Consider the following 25,580-nt stretch of genomic DNA (forward strand, 5'->3'; position numbering starts at 1 on the left):
CTTCCATGATCAGTGCGCTGTGGACGCCGACGGATTCCGATCTCGCCGAGGCTCGGGTGACCGAGTTCGCGCGCTTCGTCGAGCAACGTCACGATGTGCTTCTACCGGACTACTCGGCTCTGTGGCGATGGTCGACGAACGAGCTGGAACTGTTCTGGCGAGCGGTGTGGGACTTCTTCGAGGTCCGCTCCTCCAGCGTGCCGAAAACTGTGCTCGCAGATCGAGATATGCCGGGAGCGCAGTGGTTTCCGGGTACGCAGCTGAACTACGTGGACCAGGTGATCAGGCACGCTCGACCCGGTCGCGCCGCAATCGTCCACGCCCGCGAAGACGGTTCGACGCGGACCGTGACGTGGCAGGAGATGATCGATCGGGCCGGGGCGCTGGCGGGGACGCTCGCAGGCGCGGGAGTTCGACGCGGCGACCGCGTCGTCGGATATCTGCCCAACGTTCCCGAGGCGGTGATCGCATTCCTGGCGACCGCGAGCCTGGGGGCGGTGTGGTCCGCGTGCGGGCAGGACTACTCGGCCTCGGCGGCGCTCGACCGTCTGGGCCAGCTCGAGCCCACAGCGCTGATCACTGCCGACGGGTACGTGTACGGAGGGAAGTTCAGGGACAAGGCCGCCGATGTCGACGCGCTCACGTCGGGGCTGCCGACGCTACGGGTCGTGGTGACGGTCGGCGAGGCGTCGGGAAGCGCGGTGAGTTGGTCTGCGGCAACAGCGCAGAGTCGCGAATTGAATCCGGTCGCAGTGCCTTTCGATCACCCGCTGTGGGTCGTGTTCTCCTCTGGTACCACCGGTCTGCCGAAGGGGATCGTGCACGGCCACGGCGGTGTCGTGCTCGAGCATCTCAAATCCGTTGCCCTGCACTCCGATCTGGGACCAGAGGACGTGTTCTTCTGGTACACCAGCCCCAGCTGGATGATGTGGAACTTCCAGGTCGCCGGTCTACTGGCCGGGTCCACGATCGTGTGCTCCGACGGAAATCCGTCGTTCCCTACGCCGGATGCGCTGTGGGACATCGCAGCCAGGCTGGGTGTGACGTATCTCGGAACCAGCCCCGGCTATGTGCTCGCGTGCATCAAGGCCGACGCGCATCCCGGCACCGATCACGATCTCTCGGCACTGCGAGCCGTCGGGATCACCGGATCCGCGATGCCTGCGACGTCGTCGATCTGGTTGTCGGAGAACATCGGAGCCCACGTGCCGGTCTTCTCCATTTCCGGTGGCACCGACGTGGTGTCGGCATTCGCCGGGGGAGTGCGGACCGCGCCGGTCTGGGCCGGGGAGCTGTCGGTGCCGTTCCTCGGCGTCGCGCTCGACGCCTACGACGAGGAGGGCGACGCAGTCCGTGGCACCGTCGGTGAGCTGGTCGTCACCGAGCCGATGCCGTCGATGCCGCTGTACTTCTGGAACGACGCGGACGGATCTCGTTACCGGGACGCATACTTCGACACCTATCCGGGAATCTGGCGGCACGGCGACTGGATCACCATGACCGATCGCGGCAGTGTTCTCGTACACGGGCGATCGGATTCCACGCTCAACCGCAACGGAATTCGTATGGGGAGCGCCGACATCTATCAGGCCGTCGAATCTCTGGACGAGGTCACCGAGGCGCTCGTTCTGGGCATCGAGCTACCCGACGGCGGATACTGGATGCCCCTGTTCGTTGTGGTCCCGGACGGCGTGACCGACGAGTTGCGGGAACGCATCGAATCCGTCATCAGAACGCAGGCGTCGCCGCGACATGTTCCCGACGACGTCATCGCCACGCCCGCGATACCTCACACTCGAACCGGGAAGAAGCTCGAGGTACCGCTCAAACGGCTCTTCCAAGGTGCCACTGCCGCAGGCACTCTCGATGCACGTGCCGTCGACGACCCGGCTGCGTTGGCGTGGTTCGTCGACCGGGCGACCGAGTTTCAGCGAGTCCAGCGCGCGAGATAGGCCTTCTCCTCGGGCGCGATGCGGCGCAGGGTCTCGGCACCGACGTCGACCATCGCCATCCGGGTCGTCGCCACCACGGCGGGCGGCGATTCCGGTGCCGCGCCCGCGGCGCGTACCTCGTACCCGATGGTGAAATCGACAGCGCGCACCTTCTCGAACCACAGTGTGACGTCGAGCGGACCGTCCGAATGCCGGAGCGGCTTCTTGTACGCAATGGTCACATTCGCGATCAACGCACTCTTGATCAGAGACTCGTTGGCCTCGCCCTCGCTGAGCAGCCATTCGATGCGCGCCTCTTCGAGCAAGGTGACCATCCGTGCATGGTTGATGTGCGCGAAGGCATCCATATCGGACCACCGCACCGTCACGCTCGCGTGATATCCGACGGGACCGGCCGGCTCTGTCTGCATCGCACCAGGCTCTGTTTCCATTGCTAGAGGATGGCATGCGCGCCCGTGACCACGACGCTCTAGAGTCCCAGGAGTGATTATCGCCAATGTCGCACTGGATGGTTCCGGCGTGCTCTTCGACATAGAACTCGCAGGATCGGTCATCGCGTCGATCACTCCGGCGGGCACCAGGCGCGCACGGGGCGAGGAGGTGCTCGACGGTGGGGGCGGGGTGGCGTTGCCCGGGTTCGTGGACTCTCACGTGCACCTGACGCAGTGGGCGGCGGCGCGGCGGCGAATCGATGTCGGGTCCGCCGCATCGGCTGCCGACGCGGTCGCCCTGGTGTACCCCTACGCGCGCACGGCAGGCGAATCGGTGGTGCGCGCCAACGGCTTCCGTGACGCACACTGGCCGGAGGAGCCGCACAAGGACCTGCTCGAGAATGCGCTGCCCGGTGCTCGCGTGGCGATGACGAGCATGGATCTGCACACGTTGTGGCTGAGCCCGGCGTTGCTCGACGATCTGGGTATCGATCACCCCACCGGTGTGCTGCGCGACGTCGACGGTCTCGAAGCGGTCATGGCGCTCGAGGAGCAGGACGATCCGGCCGAACTCGATCGGGCCGTGCTCGACGCCACCGCCGCACTGGCGGTCCGCGGCGTCACCGGCGTCGTGGATTTCGAGTTCGCCGACAACAAGACGGTCTGGGATCGACGCCTGACGGCCGGCTCGCCTGCGGTTCGCGTCGACACGACGGTGTGGCCCCAATGGCTCGACGAAGCACTCGAGCGCGGCGAGCGCACCGGCGACGTCTCGGCTCTGTCGAAACTGATCCGGCGCGGACCGCTCAAGGTGATGCTCGACGGTTCGCTCAACACTCGAACGGCGTGCTGCCACGATCGGTACCCGGGCATCGACGGGGACGACGCGTACGGGCTGTTGCTCGAAACTCGGGACGATTTGTACCGGCTCGTCTCGCGGGCGTCGGAAGGCGGAATCATGCCTGCCATCCACGCGATCGGTGACCGCGCCAACGGCATCGCCCTCGATGCATTCGAGCGCGCCGGCTGCGGTGGCCGCATCGAACACGCGCAACAGATACTGCCGGACGACGTCGCGCGCTTCGCTGCGCTGGGCGTCGTGGCATCGGTGCAACCGCAGCACGCGATGGCCGATCGCGACATCGCCGAGGACCTGTGGGCCGGACGGCGCTCGGTGGCCTACGGTTACGGCTCGCTGCACCGAAGCGGTGCGACCTTGCTCTTCGGTTCCGATGCCCCGGTCAGTCCACCGGAGCCGCTGGCGGGAGTCGCCGCAGCGGTGTTCCGTACCGACGACGACCGACCCCCGTGGCACCTGGACGAAGCCGTGCCCCTCGAGGTGGCACTGCGCGCGGCGTGCGGTGGCCGTGGCGCGCTCCGAGAGGGGGATGCAGCGGACATCGTCGTTCTGGTCGAGCATCCCGTGCACCGCTCGGTGCACGATCTCGCCGAGACCGACATCAGAGCCACGATCTGCGCCGGTGCGCTCACTCACGCAGCTGCTGTGTAGGAGCACGGAGGCGAAGCCCACGGATCGATCTTGTCGGTGTGGCCGCGTAGCGTGACTGCGATGACGTCGATCACCGATCCGCGCGTACGCGAGTTTCTGTCCGCGGGTACCCGCACCGGCAAGCTCGGATACCTCGCCTCCGACGGAAGGCCCCTGGTGGCACCCATCTGGTTCCTCGTCGAGGGCGACCAGATCGTGTTCAACACGGGGGCCGACACGGCGAAGGGAAAGTCGATTCGCCGTGACCCCCGCGTCGTGCTGACCGTCGATCTCGAAGAGCCGCCGTACGGATTCGTCCAGGTGCAGGGCATCGCGTCGGTCGACGAGGACCCCGCAGAGTTGCTCCGCACCGCCACCGAGCTCGGGGCCAGGTACATGGGCCGCGATCGCGCCGAGGAGTTCGGCGCACGCAACGGTGTTCCGGGCGAATTGATCGTTCGGGTGACACCGAACAAGGTCATCGCCGCTTTCGACATGACGGCATGACGACCGACGGTCGCCGCACGTTCGGCACTGTAGATTGACCGGGTGCCGAATCGAGTCGGAGTGTGTCGGGTCGGCTCGGATCGGGTATCGACTTGTAACGGTCCGGTACATACGTACGGATATGTACTGAAAGGTAACTTCGAGTTGCTCCCGGTGAGAAAATAGAGAACGAAGTAAGCAACTTGCTCGACGTGTTCGGTGCCCGCCGATCGCTGCCGGTTCGGCAGCCGGTGGGGGCGCGTGTGATTGTGGGAAAGAGAGGAATCGATTGGACCCGCTAGGTGTGGAAGGTGCTGGACACGACGACGGAGTCGGCAGTCCTGAGCATTCGTCGTTCCCCCTGTCACCGGCCCAATTGGGAATGTGGTTCGCGCAGCATGTGGACCCCTCGGTACCCGCGAACATCGCCCAGTACATCGAGCTGCACGGCGAGCTCGACGTGGAGTTGCTTCGTCGATCATCCTCACAGGCGGCACTCGAACTGCAGTCCGGATTCGTGCGCATCGTCGAGATCGACGCCGAGCCCCGGCAGATCGTCGATCCCACCCTCGACGACTCCCTGAACTACCTGGACCTACGCGGCGAGGCCGATCCTCGTGCAGCGGCCCTGGCGTGGATGCACGGCGACTACAGCGCGCCGATCGACATTCTGCGCGACCGACTGATCGCCGCGACCGTGCTGCGCCTCGAGGACGACGTCTGGTTCTGGTACGAGCGCGTGCATCACGTCGTGCTCGACGGATTCGGTGCCGTCACGTTCATGAACCGTGCGGCGGAGCTCTACACCGCGGCGGTGGAGGGCACCGAACCGAGCAAGAACCTGGCGTCGGACCTGACGAAGGTCTACGACATCGACGTGGCCTACCGCGACTCGAGCCGTTTCGAGGCCGACCGCGAGTACTGGGCGTCGCGGATCGACGGTATCGACGGAGTCACCACCCTCGCCGGTCACACGGCTGCACCGGCGGCGACGAGTCAGATCGACAGCACAGCCCTGTCCGCCGAGACGATGGACGGACTCGAAGCCCTGCGAAGCGAGACCGACACGACGATGGCGACCATCGTCATCGCCGGCTTCGCCGCCTACCTCGCGCAGATGACCGGACGCGAGGACGTCGTGCTCTCGCTCCCGGTCACCGCGCGCACCACCGCGGTGTTGCGCCGTTCCGGCGGCATGGTCTCCAACGTCGTTCCCCTCCGACTCGACGTGTCGGGTGACACCACCGTCGAGACGCTGCTCGCGCGCGTCAACGCCGAGGTCTCCGGGGCCCTGCGGCACCAGCGATACCGGCACGAGGACATTCGGCGCGATTCCGGAGCGGCCAGCGGTCAGGCCTCGTTCTTCGGTCCGTGGGTCAACATCATGCTGTTCTTCGGCGAGGTGCGCCTCGGTTCGATGGTCGGCGGCATCAACATTCTCTCGACCGGCCTCATCGAGGATTTCGGGCTCAACCTCTACACCAGCGTTGCCGGGTCGACCACCCACATCGACTTCGAGTCCAACCCCAATCTGTACGGACCCGAGCAGTCCGGGCGCAACCACGAGAGGTTCGTCGAATTCTTCGCCCGGTTCGTGGCGGCGGGAGCCAAGAGCGCGGTGTGGGATCTGGCACTGACCGACGGTGGCGAACGCGAACTCGTCGTGGCCGAGTGGAATGCCACCGAGCACGAGACCGAGCCACGCACGCTGCTGTCCGCCTTCGAAGCGGCTGCGGCCGCACACCCCGACGCGACGGCCCTGGTGTACGAGGGCGAGTCGGTCACCTACGGTGCACTCTCCGCGCGAGTGAACGACCTGGCTCGTCACCTGATCGATATGGGTGTCGGCCCCGAGACTCTCGTCGGACTCTCGATCCGCCGTTCGTTCGACCTCGTCGTCGGCATGTACGCGATCGTGGCGGCGGGCGGTGCCTGGGTGCCGATCGACCCCGACCACCCTGCCGATCGCACCGCGTACATTCTCGACTCGGCACAGCCGCGATGCGTGCTGATCTCCTCGCACGACGACGTCGAACTGCCCGAGGGAACCGAGACGGTTGCGGTCGACCTCGTCGACTGCGCGTCGCGGTCCACGGCACCCGTTCGGGATGCCGAACGTACTGCGCCACTGCGACTCTCGAATACCGCGTACGTGATCTACACCTCCGGTTCGACCGGACGGCCGAAGGGCGTCGCGGTCGAACACGCGGCGATCGACAATCAGATGGAGTGGATGCTCTCGGAGTATCCGATGGATGCATCCGACGTCTATCTGCAGAAGACGGCCACCACCTTCGACGTCTCGCTCTGGGGATTCTTCCTGCCTCTGCGGGTCGGCGCGACAATGGTGCTCGCCACTCCCGACGGGCATCGAGATTCGGTCTACGTGGCCAACAAGATCGCCGAACATCGGGTCACCATCACCGATTTCGTGCCGTCGATGCTGACGGTGTTCGTGGCCAATGCGCCGACGGGTACCTGCAGTTCGTTGCGCCACGTGTTCGTCATCGGCGAGGCATTGCCGGTCGAGACCGCAGCGTCGTTCCGCGCACTGTGCTCGGCGGGGCTGCACAATCTCTACGGCCCCACCGAGGCCGCAGTCTCGGTCACCTATCACCCCAGCGGACCGCAGGACACCCGCACCGTTCCGATCGGTGTGCCCGAGTGGAACACCAAGGCCTTCGTTCTCGACGGTCGGCTGCGACCGACCCCGATCGGCGAATCGGGCGAGCTGTACCTCGCGGGAGTTCAGCTGGCGCGCGGCTACGTGGGCCGACCGGATCTGAGCTCGGATCGCTTCGTCGCCAACCCCTTCGGCACCGGCGGCGAGCGGATGTACCGCACCGGTGACCTCGTGCGCTGGCGTGGCGACGGAGTGTTGGACTACATCGGCCGGACGGACTTCCAGGTCAAGTTCCGCGGACAACGCATCGAGCTCGGCGAGATCGAAACGGTTCTGCTCGCCAACGAATCGATATCGCAGGCAGTGGTATTGGTGGTCCAGACGGTCACCGGTGATCAGTTGGTTGCGTATGTCGTCGCGGCTCCGGGACGATCCATCGAATCCGCCGCGGCGATCGAGTTCGCCGGCCACGCCCTACCGTCGTACATGGTGCCTGCAGCGGTCGTCGTCCTCGACGCCCTGCCACTGAACACCAGTGGCAAGCTCGACCGAAAAGCGTTGCCGGAACCGGTGTTCAGCAGCGCGAAGAAGTATCGGGCCCCGCAGAGCCGGGCGGAGTACGTCGTCGCCGGTATCTACGAGGATCTGCTCGGTGCCTCCAAGGTCGGTCTGGACGAGGACTTCTTCGAGCTCGGTGGCAACTCTCTGATCGCCACGCAGTTGGTGACGCGAGTCGGCAGCGCTCTCGGAGTTCGCCTCGGCGTCCGTGAGCTGTTCGAAGCTCCCACGGTCGGCGCGCTGGCGGCCAGGGCCGAATCGGCGGCTCGGCTCGGGGCGGACACCCCGGTGCTGGAGTCGCGGGAACGGCCCGAACGTATTCCACTCTCTCCTGCGCAACAGCGTATGTGGTTCCTCAACCGCTTCGACCCCACCACCGCGGTGTACAACCTGCCGTTCTCCGTCCGTCTGACCGGGCCGCTCGACGTGGTCGCTCTGTCGGCCGCATTCGCCGACGTCGTCGACCGACACGAGACCCTGCGCACCGTCTACCCTGAGGTGGACGGCTCTCCGGAACAGGTTGTGCTCACGGCGGCGCGGACCCCGGCGACGATTCTGCCGGTCCGCATCGAACGCGACGAACTGGGCGGTCGCCTGCACGAACTGGTCGCCAAGGGATTCGACGTCACGGTCGATACACCGTTCCGCATCGCACTCTTCGAGATCTCACCGACCGAGCACGAACTCGCGATGGTGCTGCACCACATCGCCGCCGACGGGGCGTCGTTCGGTCCGCTGGCGCGGGATGTGCTGGTGGCCTACTCGAGCCGGGTCAAGGGGCGCGCACCCGAGTGGACGCCGCTCGAGGTCCAATACGCCGACTACGCGCTGTGGCAACGAGCGGTGCTCGGTCCCGAGACCGATCCGCTGTCCCTGGCTTCGCGCGAAATCGCGTACTGGAGCGCGACTCTCGAAGATCTTCCCGATCAGTTGGCGCTGCCGTCGAGCAGGCCTCGCCCCGCAGTGTCCTCGAACGCGGGCAGCAAGCTTCGGGTGGACGTGCCTGCGCATCTGCACGCCTCGCTGGCGAGCCTGGCCCGGGCGAACAACGCCTCGCTGTTCATGGTCATGCAGTCCGCGTACGCGCTCCTGCTCGCCCGGCTCAGTGGCACCACCGACATCGCCATCGGTGCGCCCGTGGCCGGTCGCGGAGAACCAGCACTCGACGACCTGGTCGGCATGTTCGTCAACACGCTCGTACTGCGCACCGAGGTCGATCCGGCGTTGACGTTCGAGGAACTCCTCTCGCGCGTTCGTGACACGGACCTGTCCGCGTTCGCGCATGCAGACGTGCCGTTCGAGCGCCTCGTGGAGGTGCTGAATCCGGTGCGTTCGACGTCCCGGCACCCGCTGTTCCAGGTCGCGATCTCGCTGGAATCGGCGATGTCTCGTGAACTCACCGTCGGTGGCCTGCGCGCCACAGCCGCCGAATTCGACGTTCCCATCGCCAAATTCGACGTGCAGCTGTGGCTGACCGAGCATCTCGACGACGGGGCACCCGCGGGTATCGACGCGGTGTTCGAGTACGCCACAGATCTGTTCGACGCCGATCTCGTCGAGAGTTTCGCTCGTCGCTTCCTGGCGATTCTGGACGCGGTCACCACGGACTCGACGGTGCCGGTCGGCGACGTCGCGATCGTCGATGCCGCGGAGCACCGGTCCGTGGTGTCGCAGTGGAACGCATCGGGAGACGACGTCTCTCGGGAGCTGACCCTGGTGGATCTGCTCGACGCCGCTGCCGCACGTCACCCGGACGGCGTCGCGGTGCGCTTCGGTGACTCGTCGATGACCTACGCCGAGTTCGACGCGCACTCCAACCGTCTTGCCCGCGTTCTCATCTCCCACGGCGTCGGCCCCGAAAGCCTGGTCGCCGTCGCCCTTCCGCGGTCTGCGGAACTCGTCGTCGCGCTCGTCGCGGTGATCAAAGCCGGCGGTGGATACCTCCCCGTCGATCCGAGCTACCCACTCGACCGAGTCGAGTACATGCTCGACGACGCTCGGCCCACAACCGTACTGTTGTCCGGCTCGAACCGAGTGGAACTGCCGTCCGACGTCGAATCTCGTACCGGCGCAGCATTGCTCGACATCGACACCGTCGATCTGTCGTCGGTGTCCGGCGATCGTCTCACCGACGAGGACCGGACGAGCCCGCTGCGACCCGAGAACGTCGCCTACGTCATCTACACCTCGGGTTCGACAGGCCGCCCCAAGGGCGTGATGATTCCGCACCGCAACGTCGTTCGGCTGCTCGACAACACCGATTCGGTCTACGGCTTCGGTGCCGACGACGTGTGGACGATGTTCCACTCCTACGCCTTCGATTTCTCGGTGTGGGAGCTGTGGGGCCCGTTGCTGTACGGCGGCACGTTGGTCGTCGTCGACTACTTCACCTCGCGGTCGCCGGAGGCATTCCACCGCTTGCTCGTCGACGAGCAGGTCACGGTGCTCAACCAGACGCCGTCGGCGTTCTATCAGCTGTCCGAGGCCGATCGCACGACGGCAACCGATCATGGCGAACTGTCACTGCGCTACGTGATCTTCGGCGGTGAAGCCCTCGAACAACGGCGTCTGACCGGGTGGTTCGAGCGGCACGGGCACCGTTCGCCCCAGCTCGTCAACATGTACGGCATCACCGAGACGACCGTGCACGTGTCCTATCGTGCGCTCGATGCCGCGTCCGTCGAGACCAGTGCCTCGGTGGTCGGCAAGCCCATCGCCGGACTGCGGGTGTTCGTGCTGGACACCCGCCTGCATCCGGTTCCGGTCGGGGTGCCCGGCGAAATGTACGTTGCCGGTGGACAACTCGCCCGCGGTTATCTCGGCCGCCGGGAGCTGACGTCGGTTCGCTTCGTGGCGAACCCCTTCTCGTCGGGAGCCGACGACGGATCGCTGCTGTACCGAACCGGTGACCTCGCACAGTGGAACGCCGCAGGCGAACTCGAATACCTCGGTCGTTCCGACGATCAGGTCAAGGTCCGTGGATTCCGCATCGAGCTGGGCGAGGTGGAGGCGGCGGTGACCGCACAGCCGACCGTCACCCAGGCCGCCGTGGTCGTTCGCGAGGACTCGCCCGGTGCAGCTCGACTGGTCGCCTACGTGGTGTCCGCTGCGGTCGAGGGTCGGCCGATCGTCGACATCGAAGACATCAGAACCGGTATCGCCGAGGTACTTCCGGAGTACATGGTGCCGTCGGCGTTCGTCGTGCTCGACGCCATCCCACTGACCGTCAACGGCAAGCTCGATCGCCGGGCACTGCCGGCTCCGGTGTTCGAGGTGCGCGAGTTCCGTGCCCCGACGACACCGATCGAGGAGATCGTTGCCGACGTCTTCGCGGACGTTCTCGGGGTGGAGCGCGTGGGTCTCGACGACGATTTCTTCGAGCTCGGCGGTAACTCGCTGATCGCCACACAGGTGGTCTCGCGCCTGGGAGTCGCTCTCGATGCCACCGTGCCGGTGCGCATGCTGTTCGAGGCGTCGACCGTGGCGCTGCTCGCAGTACGGGTTGAGCAGGCCGCAGGGGAGGGCGGCCGCACCGCACTCGTCGCGACCGTGCGGCCCGAGCGAATTCCGCTCTCGCTCGCGCAGCAGCGAATGTGGTTCCTCAATCGATTCGATGCCGACTCCACCGCGTACAACATTCCGTTCGCACTGAGACTGACCGGTGAACTCGACGTCGCCGCGCTGCAGGTTGCGATCATGGACGTGATCGACCGGCACGAGTCGCTGCGTACGGTCTACCCGGACGCCGCGGCCGGCCCGCAGCAGTCCATCCTCGACGCCGCTCAGACGGTGCCGAACCTGATGCCTATTCCGACGTCCGCAGCCGATATCCAGCGGCAGGTCTTCACACTGGCGTCGACGACGTTCGACGTGACGGTCAACGTTCCGATTCAGGCCCGCCTCTTCGAGATCGGTCCTCGCGAGCACGTCATCGCCATGGTGGTGCACCACATCTCGGCCGACGGCTGGTCGATGGGTCCGCTGGCCCGCGACCTCATGATCGCGTACGCCTCGCGTACCGCGTGGGAGAACCCGGCGTGGATGCCGCTCGAGGTGCAGTACGCCGACTACAGCCTGTGGCAGCGTTCGGTTCTCGGCTCCGAGGACGATCCGCAATCGCTGATCTCCGGTCAGGTCGACTACTGGGCCGACATGCTTGCCGGTCTGCCCGATCAGCTGGATCTGCCGACCGATCGGCCGCGCCCGAATCGTCAGTCCTACCAAGGATCGTCGATCCGATTCGATGTACCGGCCGAGGTCCATCGAGGCCTGTCCTCGCTGGCCCACACGCACAACGCATCGCTGTTCATGGTCGTCCACGCCGCTCTGGCGGTGCTGCTCGCACGCCTGTCCGGCACCGAGGACATCGCGATCGGTACTCCGGTCGCAGGCCGAGGCGACGCAGCCCTCGACGACGTGGTCGGCATGTTCGTCAACACCCTCGTGTTGCGCACCGACATCGAGTCGGGTCGGACGTTCTCGGAGCAGATCGGGCGCGCCCGCGAAGTGGCGCTCGGCGCGTTCGGACACGCCGATCTGCCGTTCGAGCGTTTGGTCGAGGTGCTCAATCCGTCCCGATCGCAGGCGCGGCACCCCCTGTTCCAGGTGATGCTCTCGTTCGAGAACCTCACCCGCACGCACGTCGACCTACCGGGTCTGTCGGTGGACAGCGTCGCCCTCGATGCCGAGGTGGCGAAGTTCGACCTGCAGCTGACCGTCACCGAGTCCATCGGAGTGGACGGTCGCGGACAGGGCATGGCCGCCGAGTTGACCTACGCGACCGACCTGTTCGACGCCGCGACGGTGAGAGGGTTCTCCGAACGTTTCGTGCGGATACTCAGTGCCGTGGTGGCAGATCCCTCGCTGTCGGTGGGAGACATCGACCTTCTCGACGACGGCGAGCGCGACCGAGTCGTGACAGCGTGGAACCGCACCGAACACGAGGTACCGGACCAGGTGACGCTGGTCGACCTGTTCGATCGTCAGGTGGCCGAGACTCCGGATGCCAGAGCATTGGTGTTCGAGGGTGAGCGGTTGACCTATGCGGAGTTCGCGGGGCGTGCGAATCGTCTTGCGCGACTTCTGGTGTCGGCCGGGGTTGGGCCTGATTCGCTGGTGGGGCTCGCGATCGGGCGGAGTCTGGACCTGTTCGTGGGTATGTACGCGATCGTGAAGGCCGGTGCGGGATACGTGCCGATCGATCCGTCGCAACCGGCGGATCGGAACGAGTACATCGTTGCCACGGCGGCTCCGGTTCGAGTGTTGTCGACGACGCGTGATCACGTGGAGTTCGCGGGGGTCGAGACGATCGACATCGACAGCGTCGATGTGTCGGGTCTGTCTGCGGCACCGTTGACCGATGCCGAGCGCACGGCACCGTTGCGGGCGACGAATCTCGCGTACGTGATCTTCACATCGGGTTCGACGGGACGTCCCAAGGGCGTGGGTGTCTCGCACGAGGCGATCGTGAATCGGTTGTTGTGGATGCAGCACGAGTACGGGTTGACCGCCGAGGACGTGGTGTTGCAGAAGACTCCGTCGACATTCGATGTGTCTGTGTGGGAGTTCTTCTGGGCGCTGCAGAACGGGGCGTCGGTGGCCATCGCTGTTCCGGACGGTCATCGGGATGCGTTGTATCTGCTCGATGTCATTGCTCGCGAGCATGTTTCGGTGGTGCACTTCGTGCCGTCGATGATGTCGGTGTTCGTACCCGAGGTGGAGCGACGCCGAGCGTCGGGTGCCTCGCTGCGGTTGGTGTTCGCATCCGGTGAGGCATTGGCTCCGACCACGGCCCGCGCGCTACGGCGGGCAATCGCTGGAGTGGAGTTGCACAACCTGTACGGCCCAACCGAGGCTGCCGTCGACGTGACCTATCACGCTGTCACGGACGAGGATTCGGAGGTGATGCCCATCGGAGCACCGGTGTGGAACACCTCTGTCTACGTGCTCGATTCGCGACTGAATCCCACTCCCGTCGGTGTCGCAGGTGAGCTCTATCTCGCGGGTACTCAGCTGGCACGTGGCTATGTGGGACGCTCGGACCTGACCGCGGACCGCTTCGTGGCACATCCGTTCGCTACCGGCGGGCGGCGCCTCTATCGCACCGGCGACGTCGTGCGGTGGAACCGCAACGGCGAGCTCGAATACGTGGGACGGTCGGACTTCCAGGTGAAGCTGCGCGGCCTGCGCATCGAACTCGGCGAGATCGAATCGGCATTGCTGGCACAACGCTCGATCTCCCAGGCGGTCGTCGTGGTCCGCCACGAGCAACTCGTCGGGTACGTCGTACCGGCCGGTGCCTCGGTGGAAACCGGTGCCGTCCTCGGCGCGCTGCGGTCTCGGCTCGCGGAGTACATGGTGCCGTCGACGCTGATCGTGCTCGAAGAGTTTCCGCTCGGCGCGAGTGGAAAGCTCGACCGTAAGGCGCTACCCGATCCCGCTTTCGAGGTGACCGAGTACCGGGAACCGACCAACGACATCGAACGCACCGTTGCCGAGGTCTTCGCCCAGGTCCTCGGAGTCGAGCGTGTCGGTCTCGACGACGACTTCTTCGAGCTCGGCGGAAACTCCCTCATCGCAACGCAACTGGTCTCGCGACTGGGCGTGGCCATGGACACCAGAATCGCGGTGCGAGAGCTGTTCGACACCTCCACGGTGGCCGATCTGGCCGCGCGGTTGGGCACACTGGTCGCCACGGGAAGCCGCCCGCCGTTGGTGCCTCAGCAACGGCCGCAACACATTCCGTTGTCGCTCGCGCAGCAGCGAATGTGGTTCCTCAACAAGTTCGACGTCGAATCCGCAGCCAACAACATTCCGATCGCCGTGCGACTGTCCGGTCTGCTGGACCGCCGCGCAATGCAGATTGCGGTCGCGGACGTCGTGGCTCGGCAGGAATCCCTGCGCACGGTGTTCCCGGAGACCGACGGAACCGCACACCAGGTCATCGTCGACGCAGCCTCGGCCACGCCGGATCTGACGCCCATCGACATCGCCGCACACGAGGTCGCGGATGCGTTGCGAGAACTGGCGACCACCGGATTCGACCTGTCGAAGGACCTGCCCTTCCGAACCAGACTCTTCGAGGTCAGCCCCACCGAGCACCTGTTGGTGTTCGTCGTCCACCACATCGCGGCCGACGGGTTCTCGCTGGGCCCGCTGACCCGAGACGTGATGAACGCGTACGCGGCTCGCTCGCTGAACCAGGAACCCTTCTGGTCTCCGCTGCCGATCGACTACGCCGACTACAGCCTCTGGCAGCGCCAGGTACTCGGTTCCGAGGACGACCCGCAGTCTGTCGTCTCGCAGCAGATCGACTACTGGACAACCGCTTTGGCCGGCCTGCCGGACCAGCTCGACGTGCCGTCCGACCGCCCGAGGCCCGTCGTGGCGTCGAACAGTGGTGCGCTCGTGCGCTTCTCCATCGACGAGGATCTGCACCGTGCACTGATCGATGCCGCCAGAGCAGAGAACGCCTCGCTGTTCATGGTTGTGCACACCTCCTTGGCCGTACTGCTGTCGCGGTTGTCCGGCGAAGCCGACATCGCGATCGGCACCCCGGTCGCCGGGCGCGGTGAAGCTGCCCTGGACGACTTGATCGGCATGTTCGTCAACACGCTGGTGTTGCGCACCGAGATCGACACAGCGCGTCGATTCGACCAGGTACTCGCCGACACCCGCGAGACCGACCTGTCGGCTCTGGCTCACGTGGACGTACCGTTCGAGCGACTGGTCGAAATCCTCAACCCCGCCCGATCCACGGCTCGTCATCCCCTCGTGCAGGTGGTGCTCGCGTTCCAGAACCTGGGACAGAAGGATCTCGAACTGCCGGGACTGTCGGTCTCCGGTGTCGATTTCGAGACGCTGGTCGCACTGTTCGATCTGCAGTTCACGTTCGTCGAGTCGATTGGACCCAGCGGCGCTCCGCAGGGCATGACCGTCGACGTCACCTACGCCACCGATCTGTTCGACGAAGCCACGGTCGTCACGCTGGGCGATCGCCTGATCACAGTTCTCGAAGCCGTCGCCGACAACCTCTCGACCGTGGTCGGTGACATCGAACTGCTCGAGCCCGTCGAACGCAGGCGTGTGCTGGTCGACTGGAACGACACCGAGCACGAGGTCGACCGAGCACAGACGTTGGCCTCCCTCGCCGGACAGGTCGACTCGTTTTCCACCGCACTGGTTTTCGGAGACGACACGCTCACCTACGGCGAATTCCAGGAACGGGTCGCTCGGCTGGCGCGCTTCCTGATCGACCGTGGTGTCGGACCCGAGAGCGCAGTGGGCATCGCTGCCCGTCGCTCGGTGGAACTGCTCGTCGGAATCCACGCGATCATCGCCGCCGGTGGCGCGTACGTACCGATCGATCCCGACCAGCCGGCCGAGCGGATCGCACACATTCTCGGAACCGCGGCACCGGTCTGCGTGTTGACCACGTCACGAGACACGGTGGAGGCCGACGGCGTCGAGGTCCTCGACATCGACACCCTCGATCTGTCCGGCTTCTCCGACACGCCGATCACCGACGCGGACCGAATCGGTGCGCTGGCACCGTCGAACACCGCCTACGTCATCTTCACGTCGGGTTCGACCGGGCAGCCCAAGGGCGTGGCCGTCACCCACGAGGCGATCGTGAACCGCCTGCTGTGGATGCAGTCGGAATACGAGCTCACCGCCGACGACGTCGTGCTGCAGAAAACCCCCGTCACGTTCGACGTGTCGGTATGGGAGCTGTTCTGGCCGTTGCAGATCGGTGCCACGTTGGTCATCGCGAAACCCGACGGTCATCGTGATCCGCAGTACCTGCTCGAGACGATCGAGGCGCAGTCGGTCACGACGGCACACTTCGTACCCTCGCTGCTCGAGGTCTTCGTTTCCGTCGTGGCAGCAGCGCCGTCGACTGCGGCCACCACTCTGCGGACTCTGTTCGCCTCCGGAGAGGCGCTACCCGCCGAGGTCGGCGATCGGCTCCGACGGGTGCTGCCGGGCGTGGCGCTGCACAACCTCTACGGTCCCACCGAGGCTGCCGTCGACGTCACCTATCACGCGGTGTCGGAGGCGGACGTCGACCTCGTGCCGATCGGTGTCCCGGTGTGGAACACCAGAACGTACGTCCTCGACGCGCGACTGTCTCCGGTCGCTCCCGGGGTGGCGGGCGAGCTGTACCTCGCCGGAGTTCAACTGGCCCGCGGATACCTCGGACGAACGGACCTGACGGCCGATCGATTCCTTCCCGACCCGTTCGGAGAACCGGGCACGCGCATGTACCGCACCGGTGACCTGGTGCGCTGGCGTGCGGTGCCCTCCGGTTCGGGACGGTTGGAGTACCTGGGCCGCACCGACTTCCAGGTCAAGCTCCGCGGGCTGCGGATCGAACTCGGCGAGATCGAGACCGTGCTGCGCAAGCATCGGTCCGTGGAATCGGCCGTCGTTCTGGTTCGGCAGACAGCTGCCGCGGGCGATCAACTGGTCGCCTACGTCGTACCCGCCGTCGGCGGAACCGTCGACGTTGCCGAACTGACGGAGTTCGCGTCGCGCTCACTCGCGAGCTACATGGTCCCGGCCGCGACCGTCGTACTCGACGCACTGCCGCTGACGCCCAACGGCAAGCTCGATCGTCGTGCGCTGCCTGAGCCGAACATCGAGCAGCGTGCTTTCCGTGCGCCGGCCACCACATCGGAAACCGTTGTTGCAGAAGTGTTCCGCGATGTCCTCGGAATCGATGTGGTCGGTGCGGACGACGAGTTCTTCGCCCTCGGCGGCAACTCCCTCGTCGCCACGAGAGTGGCGTCGAGAATCGGCGCGGCACTCGACACCACGGTGACCGTCCGGACCATCTTCGAGGCCTCGACCGTGTCCGCCCTGGCGGCCAGGCTCGACGAGCTCTCGGGTTCGGGCCGTCGAATTCCTCTGGTGCGCACCGATCTGCCGGATCTGGTACCGCTCTCGCTCGCGCAGCGCCGCATGTGGTTCCTCAATCGGTTCGACCCCGAGTCCGCGACGGAGAACCTCCCCGTCGCCATCGATCTCGGCGGCGACCTCGACATCCCCGCCCTGCGCGCGGCCGTCGCCGACGTCGTCGAGCGGCACGAGTCGCTGCGAACGGTCTACCCGGAGGTCGACGGTGTCGCTTCTCAGGTGATCGTTCCGGCTCAGCAGGTGGTTCCGGATCTGGTGCCTACGGCGACCACCACGGCCGAACTGCCGTCAACTTTGGCGGCGCTGGCCATGGGCGGGTTCGACGTCACCACTGCGCCGCCGTTGCGTGCCGCGTTGTTCGAGCTGGAGTCGGACCGTCACGTTCTGGCGTTCGTCACCCATCACATTGCCGCAGACGGATTCTCGATCGGTCCCATGACTCGGGATCTGATGGTCGCGTACGCGGCGCGCAGCGCGGGCACCGAGCCCGGTTGGGCTCCGCTCGCCGTCCGCTACGTCGACTACACGCTCTGGCAGCAGGCCGTTCTCGGCTCCGAGGACGATCCGACGTCACCGGTCTCGAACCAGATTCGGCACTGGACTCGGGCACTCGCTTCGCTGCCGGACGAGGTCACCTTCCCCGGCGATCGAGTCCGCCCGGATCGGTCGTCGTACCGCGGCGGCAACATCACCCTCGCCCTCGATGCAGACACGCACGGACGCCTCGGCGACGTGGCCCGCGCCAACCAGAGCTCGCTGTTCATGGTGTTGCACTCCTCGCTCGCCGTGCTGCTGGCCCGACTGTCCGGAGAGACCGACATCGCGATCGGTACACCGGTCGCAGGGCGCGGCGAGGCCGCACTCGACGACGTCATCGGAATGTTCGTCAACACGCTGGTGCTGCGCACCGATATCGATCACGGCGGCGCATTCACCGAGCTTCTGGCGCGGGCACGCGAGACCGACCTGTCGGCGTTCGCCCACGCCGAGGTGCCGTTCGAGCGGCTCGTCGAGGTACTCGACCCACCGCGGTCGGCGGCTCGTCACCCGCTCGTCCAGGTGATGCTCACCGTGCAGAACATGGAGCAGACCGAGCTCGAACTCCCGGGCCTGAGCGTGCGCGCAGTCGACCTCGAGGTCGAGACGGCCAAGTTCGACGTTCAGTTCACGTTCACCGAGAACCACGTCGACGGCGGCATGACCATCGATGTCACCTTCGCCCGCGACCTGTACGACGACAGCACGGCGCGTGCAATCGGCGAACGTCTGATCCGCGTCCTCGAGTCCGTGGCACTCGACCCGGGTCAGCGAATCGGCGACGTCCCGGTGATGGACGAAGCCGAACGCGGCCGTGTTCTCGCACTCGCCCAGGACGCGCCTGCCGTCGCCGATTCGCTCGACACGATCGTCGATCTCTTCGCCGCTCGGGTGGCCGAGGACCCCGACGCTCCCGCAGTGGTGTTCGAGGGTGCCTCCACGAGTTACCGACAGATCGACGAGTCCTCGACGGCGCTGGCGAGAATTCTCGCCGCCCAGGGGGTCGGGCCGGAGTCGCTGGTGGCCGTCGTGCTGCCGCGCACCGCCGATCTCGTCGTGGCACTGCTGGCGGTGCTCAAAGCCGGGGGTGCCTACGTACCGATCGATCCGTCCTACCCGGCGGACCGCATCGAATTCGTCCTCACCGATTCTCGTCCGGTGGCCGTCCTGACGTGGACCGGTGTGGAGGTGGCGCTCCCCGCAGCGCTTCCCAGGATCGACATCGACACCGCCTCGGCCGAGAGCGACCTGCCGGCGACCGATCCGGTTCCGGCGACCGCGGCTGCGACGGCGTACGTCATCTACACCTCGGGCTCGACGGGCAAGCCCAAGGGCGTGCTGATCCCGCATCGCAACGTCGTACGGCTGTTGGCGAACACCGCGCGGCACTTCGGTTTCGGTCGAGGCGACGTGTGGACGCTGTTCCACTCGTTCGCGTTCGACTTCTCGGTGTGGGAACTGTGGGGCCCGCTGACCACCGGCGGTAGCGTCGTCGTGGTCGACTACTTCACCTCCAGGTCGCCGGAGGCATTGCGGGAGTTGCTCATTCGTGAGCGTGTCACCGTTCTCAACCAAACTCCGTCTGCGTTCTACCAGCTCGATCAGGTCGATCGCACCGCAGGCTCGGCAGATGCCTATTCGTTGCGGTACATCGTGTTCGGTGGCGAGGCGCTGGAACTGCGACGACTGGCCGGTTGGTTCGATCGTCACGGCGACGATTCCCCGCAACTGGTCAACATGTACGGCATCACCGAAACCACGGTCCACGTCTCGCACCGTGTCGTGGACGCGCGGTCCGCGGCGCAGGCATCGGGATCCCTGGTGGGACGCGCCATCTCCGGGCTGTCGGTGTACGTACTGGATTCGCGGTTGTCGCTGGTACCCGCAGGCGTGCCGGGGGAGATGTACGTCTCCGGTGGTCAGGTCGCGCGCGGGTATCTCGGCCGAGCCGGATTGAGCGCGACGAGATTCGTCGCCGATCCCTTCGCAGGTGACGGATCCGTGCTGTACCGCACCGGCGATGTCGCTCGGTGGTCGACCGACGGCGAACTCGAGTTCGTCGGTCGCGCCGACGACCAGGTCAAGATCCGCGGTTTCCGAATCGAACTGGGCGAGGTCGAATCCGCCGTTGCGTCCGCTCCTGCCGTCGGGCAGGCAGCGGTGATCGTGCGCGAGGACACTCCCGGTGCCGCACGCCTGGTTGCCTACGTCGTGCCCGCGGCCGAGTCGACCATCGACATCGACGTCGTCAGGGCCGCGATCGGGGAGAACCTTCCCGAGTACATGGTGCCCTCGGCCTTCGTGGTGCTCGACGCGATTCCGTTGACCGCCAACGGAAAGCTGGATCGACGAGTCCTGCCCGAGCCGGCTGCGCGCACTCGTGAATTCCGGCCACCGACCACTCCGGTGGAGGAAATGGTCGCTGACGTCTTCGCCGATGTTCTCGGCGTCGAACGTGTCGGTCTCGACGACGACTTCTTCGAGCTCGGCGGCAATTCGCTGGTGGCAACACAGGTGGTGTCCAGGCTGGGTGCCGCAGCGGACACGACTGTTCCCGTGCGCGCTCTGTTCGAGGCACCGACGGTCGCGGCTCTGGCTGCGCGGGTCGAGCAGGGTTCGGGCGCAGGCGCGCGTCCGGCGCTGGTGGCATCGACGCGACCGAGCCGAGTGCCGCTCTCGCTCGCGCAGCAGCGGATGTGGTTCCTCAACCGCTTCGATTCCCAGTCCACCGCGTACAACATCCCGTTCGCACTTCGGCTCAGCGGACGTCTCGATGTCGACGCGTTGCAACGTGCGGTCTCCGACGTGATCGAGCGTCACGAGACTCTGCGATCGGTGTACCCGGATTCACCCGAGGGCCCACATCAGGTGATAGTGCCGATGTCGGAGGTTCCCACCACCCTCGAGGTGATCGACACCGACGCGGAGTCGGTGACCGCTCGAGTTCTGGAGCTGCTGTCGGCGACGTTCGACGTCACGACCCGGGTGCCGCTGAAGACCGCGCTCTTCCGCGTCTCGGACACCGAATTCGTACTCGGCATGGTCATCCACCACATCAGTGCCGACGGTCTTTCGGTGATGCCGTTGTCCACCGACGTCATGACCGCATATGCCGCGCGCACCCGCGGTTCCGATCCGGCGTGGGCACCGCTGCCGGTGCAGTACGCCGACTACGCGCTGTGGCAGCGACAGGTTCTCGGGTCCGAGGAGGACTCGGAATCGATTGCTGCGCAGCAGATTCGGTACTGGGAGAATGCTCTGGCCGAGTTGCCCGAGCAGATCGAACTACCGCTCGATCGTCCGCGTCCCGCCGAGCAGACCTTCCGGGGCAGCCGCGTCGATTTCCGGATCGACGCAGCCGCGCACGCTCGACTGTCCGAACTGGCACGCGCGCACAACGCGACGGTGTTCATGGCGGTGCACGCGGCGTTCGCCGTGCTGCTCTCGCGCATGTCGGGATCGCCGGACATCGTCGTCGGAACCCCCATCGCGGGTCGTGGCGAAGCGGAGATCGAAAACCTCGTCGGCATGTTCGTGAACACGTTGGTGCTGCGGCTCGACGTGGCTGCCGGAGCGAGTTTCGAGGACCTTCTCGACGCAGCTCGAGAAACCGATCTGCAGGCCTTCGCCAATTCCGACATACCGTTCGAGCGGCTCGTCGAGGTCGTCAACCCCACCCGGTCGACGGCCCGTCACCCGCTGTTCCAGGTCGGCTTCTCGTTCCAGAACTTCGCGCGCCGAGAATTCGAGCTCGACGGACTGGACATCTCGGCACTGGACACCGAGACCGGAACGTCGCAGTTCGACCTGCACCTGATCGTCTCCGACGCCCCGCGCGACGACGAGGCGTCCGGTGGCTTCGATGCGTTGTTGACCTACGCGACCGATCTGTTCGACGAGCGCACTGCTCGCTCGCTCGTCGCGCGGTTCGAGGCCGTTCTCGACGCCGTCGCGGCGTCGCCGTCGACCCCGGTCGGCGACCTGGATCTGTTCCTCGACGGTGAGCTGCCCGCCATCGTCGACGAGTGGAACGACACCGACCGTGAGTTCGATTCCGCAGTGGGCAGCACTCTCGCCGATCTGTTCGCGGACTCGGCAGCGCGTCACGCCGACGCCGTTGCCCTCGTGCACGACGACGGCACGCTGACGTACGGCGAGTTCTCCGAGCGGGTGTCGCGTCTGGCCCGTCACCTGATCGGCCTGGGTGTCGGACCCGAAGTTCCAGTCGGACTTGCCATCAGGCGATCGGTGGATCTGCTCGTCGGCATGTACGCCATATCCGTGGCCGGTGGTGCCTACGTCCCGATCGATCCGGATCAGCCGGCCGAGCGCAACGCGCTCGTGTTGGAGACCGCTGCGCCGCTGTGCGTACTGACATCCGGTGCCGTCGGGCCGGAGATCTCTTCTGCAGCAACGGTCGTCGATCTGACACAGCTCGATCTCACGAGCCGGTCGTCCACGCCTGTGGGGACCTCCGAGCGCCGCGGTGTGCTCTCCGCCGAGAACACGGCCTACGTCATCTTCACGTCCGGCTCCACCGGGCGACCCAAGGGCGTGGCGGTCTCGCACGGTGCCGTCGTCAACCAGTTGAACTGGCTGCGCGCGGAGTACGGCCTGAACGAGACCGATGCTTCGCTGCTCAAGACCGCAGCGACATTCGACCTGTCGGTGTGGGAGTTCTGGTCGCAGCTGACCTCGGGTGGGCGGCTCGTCGTCGCGAACCCCGAGGGTCATCGCGATCCGGACTACCTGCTCACGCTGGTCCGTCGGCACGCGGTGACGACGTTGCATCTGGTCCCGTCGATGTTGTCGATGCTCGGCACCGTTGCCGCGGGCGAGCTGTCACCCGATCTGCGACGCGTCCTGGCCATCGGTGAAGCACTACCCGCAGCGGTGGCGCAGGATTTCCGACGGCACAACGGTTCCGCCGAGCTGCACAACCTCTACGGCCCGACCGAGGCAGCGGTGTCGGTGACCTCGCACCCGGTCACCGATGCCGACACCGTGGCCGTGCCGATCGGCGTGCCCGAGGCCAACACCGCCGTGTTCGTGCTGGACTCTCGCCTCCATCCGGTTCCTGCCGGAGTCACCGGAGAGCTCTATCTCGCCGGTGCGCAACTGGCGCGAGGATACTTCGGGCGAGCAGACCTCACCGCCGAGCGGTTCGTGGCGAATCCTTTCGACGCGAACGGAACGCGGATGTATCGCACGGGCGACCTCGTACGCTGGCGAGTTCCGCTCGTCGACGGTGCGCCGGCAGCGGCCCGCCTCGACTACATCGAGCGTGCCGACTTCCAGGTCAAGATTCGCGGATTCCGCATCGAACTCGGTGAGATCGAGGCTGCCCTGCGCACACAGGCAACGGTGGCCGACACCGCCGTCGTGGTGCACTCCGGCGAATCGATGGGGGACCAGTTGGTCGCCTACGTCGTCGGACAGTCCGGAGCTGTACTCGACGTGGCGAGTGTCGAAGCCGAACTCGCTCGCGCCGTGCCGTCGTACATGGTTCCTGCGGCGTTCGTCGTCCTCGACGCCCTCCCGCTCAACGCCAACGGCAAATTGGATCGACGGGCCCTTCCGGCACCGCAGTTCGAGGTTGCCGAGTTCCGTGCCCCGGTCACTCCGATCGAGGAGATCGTCGCGGCCACCGTGGCGGAACTACTCGGTCTCGATCGCGCCGGACTCGACGACGACTTCTTCGCGCTCGGTGGAAACTCATTGGTCGCAACGCAATTGGTCTCGAGGCTGGGCCAGGCGCTCGACGCCCAGATTCCGGTGCGAGCAGTGTTCGCGGCGTCCACCGTTGCAGGTCTGGCCGCTCACATCGCCCCGCTCGTCGGTGGCGGTGCGCGCCGAGAACTGACCGTCCGTGAGCGACCCGATCTGCTTCCGCTCTCGATCGCTCAGGAAAGAATGTGGACGATCAACCGGATCGACCCCGGTTCCTCGGCGTACAACATTCCTGTCGCGGTCCGGCTGACCGGCACACTCGACATCGACTCCCTGCGCGGGGCATTCGACGACGTTCTCGGACGCCACGAGATTCTGCGCACGGCATACCCCGATTCGGTCGACGGGCCGGTGCAGCAGATCGGTTCCGTCGCCGACGTGCGGGTCGACCTGACGCCCGAGCGGGTGGAACCTGATGCTGTGATCTCGCGCCTGACCGAGACCCTCGGTGCCGGGTTCGACGTCACGAAGTCGGTTCCGGTGCGGGCCGCGCTGCTGCAGGTCGCCGAGAACGAGCACGTACTCGCTGTAGTGGCACACCACATCGCCGCCGACGGCTTCTCGATGGGTCCGCTGATCCGTGATGTCATGGTGGCCTACACCGCTCGGGTTGCGGGGGAGATGCCGGCATGGACGCCGCTACCGGTCCAGTACGCCGACTTCGCGCTGTGGCAGCGTGACGTGCTCGGCAGCGAGAGCGACCCCGAGAGTCCGCTCGCGAAGCAACTGGCGTACTGGACGACCGAGTTGGCAGGAGCGCCGGAACAGTTGGCGCTCCCGCTGGATCGGCCGCGACCGCCTCGCCCGACGATGCAGGGTGCCTCGTACGACTTCTCGTTCGGCACCGACATCGCATCGGCGATCGAGAAGATCGCGCGCGAACACTCGGCGACGACGTTCATGGTGGTGCACAGTGCCTTCGCCGTGCTGCTCTCGAGGCTGAGCAACTCCTCCGACATCAGCATCGGCACTCCCACTGCAGGTCGCGGTGAACAGCAACTCGACGAGCTCGTCGGCATGTTCGTCAACACGCTCGTGTTGCGAACTCGACTCGATCAGAGCGGCACGTTCACCGAGCTGCTGCAGCAGGCCAAGGACAAGGACCTGGCGGCGTTCGGCCACGCGGACGTCCCCTTCGAGCGGCTCGTCGACGCACTGGGCCGGGCACGGTCGAGTGCCTACACCCCGCTGTTCCAGGCCATGCTGACCTTCCAGAACCACGTGACCGGAACGTTCGAGTTGCCGGGTCTGCAAGTGCAGGCCTTGCCCGCGGGCGACGACCAGGCCAAGTTCGATCTGCAGCTGACCGCAGTCGAACTATTCGACGACACCGGCGCTTTGCGTGACATCGACGCGACGTTCACCTATGCGACGGCGATCCTCGACGAGTCGTCGATCGCGACGTTCGCCGATCGACTGCTGCGGATTCTGAACGCCGTCGTCTCGGATCCGGATGTGGTGCTGCGGTCCATCGACATCCTCTCCGACGAGGAAAAGGCCGAGTTCGCACCGCGAACCAAGCCCAAGACGGTGGACGATCTACCCGAACTGGTTGCCCGGGCAGCGAACGTCGCACCCGATGCGGTGGCACTCGAACACGAATCGACGACGATCGATTTCGCTGCTCTGCACGCCAAACTGGCACAGATGTCGGCAACGATGGGCTCGGCTATGAAGCCGCAGGCTCTGGTGACGGTCACACTGTCGGCACTGGTTCCGGGTATCTTGCCCGCCCTCGGTGCTGAGGGGCTGAACACCGCTCTGGCATCGTTGATCGAACGGGCGGAGTCGGTGATCGCGTCGTCGTGACGAGAACCGAGTTCGCCGGTTGTGCACGTGGATCGATCAGGAGGAAA

Annotated in this window: 5 protein-coding genes; 4 read left to right on the plus strand and 1 reads right to left on the minus strand. The window is 66.0% G+C overall.

The window, feature by feature from the left end; genetic code table 11:
* Positions 1–5 precede the first annotated feature (5 nt).
* Entirely contained in the window at positions 6–1,952 is a 1,947-nt protein-coding gene (locus ABZ677_RS15695) for an acetoacetate--CoA ligase (protein WP_358370811.1), read from the plus strand.
* Here the strand turns inward: ABZ677_RS15695 and ABZ677_RS15700 are convergent.
* Entirely contained in the window at positions 1,928–2,362 is a 435-nt protein-coding gene (locus ABZ677_RS15700) for a thioesterase family protein (RefSeq protein WP_037189018.1), read from the minus strand. The genes ABZ677_RS15695 and ABZ677_RS15700 overlap by 25 nt on opposite strands.
* 73 nt (positions 2,363–2,435) lie before the next feature.
* On the opposite strand from ABZ677_RS15700, the gene ABZ677_RS15705 reads away from it, so the two are divergent.
* The 3 genes from ABZ677_RS15705 (at position 2,436) to ABZ677_RS15715 (ending at position 25,533) form a co-directional block, all read left to right on the plus strand.
* A complete protein-coding gene (locus ABZ677_RS15705; protein WP_358370814.1) occupies positions 2,436–3,893 on the plus strand; it encodes an amidohydrolase family protein in 1,458 nt (485 codons plus the stop codon).
* A 60-nt stretch (positions 3,894–3,953) separates the two neighbouring features.
* Positions 3,954–4,379, plus strand: a complete 426-nt coding sequence (locus tag ABZ677_RS15710; protein WP_037188346.1) for a PPOX class F420-dependent oxidoreductase — start codon at positions 3,954–3,956, stop codon at positions 4,377–4,379.
* Between the two features lie 283 nt (positions 4,380–4,662).
* A complete protein-coding gene (locus ABZ677_RS15715; protein ID WP_358370817.1) occupies positions 4,663–25,533 on the plus strand; it encodes a non-ribosomal peptide synthase/polyketide synthase in 20,871 nt (6,956 codons plus the stop codon).
* The last annotated feature ends 47 nt before the right edge of the window (positions 25,534–25,580 follow it).

The sequence above is a fragment of the Rhodococcus sp. NPDC006774 genome, assembly GCF_040636045.1.
Taxonomy (GTDB): Bacteria; Actinomycetota; Actinomycetes; order Mycobacteriales; family Mycobacteriaceae; genus Rhodococcoides.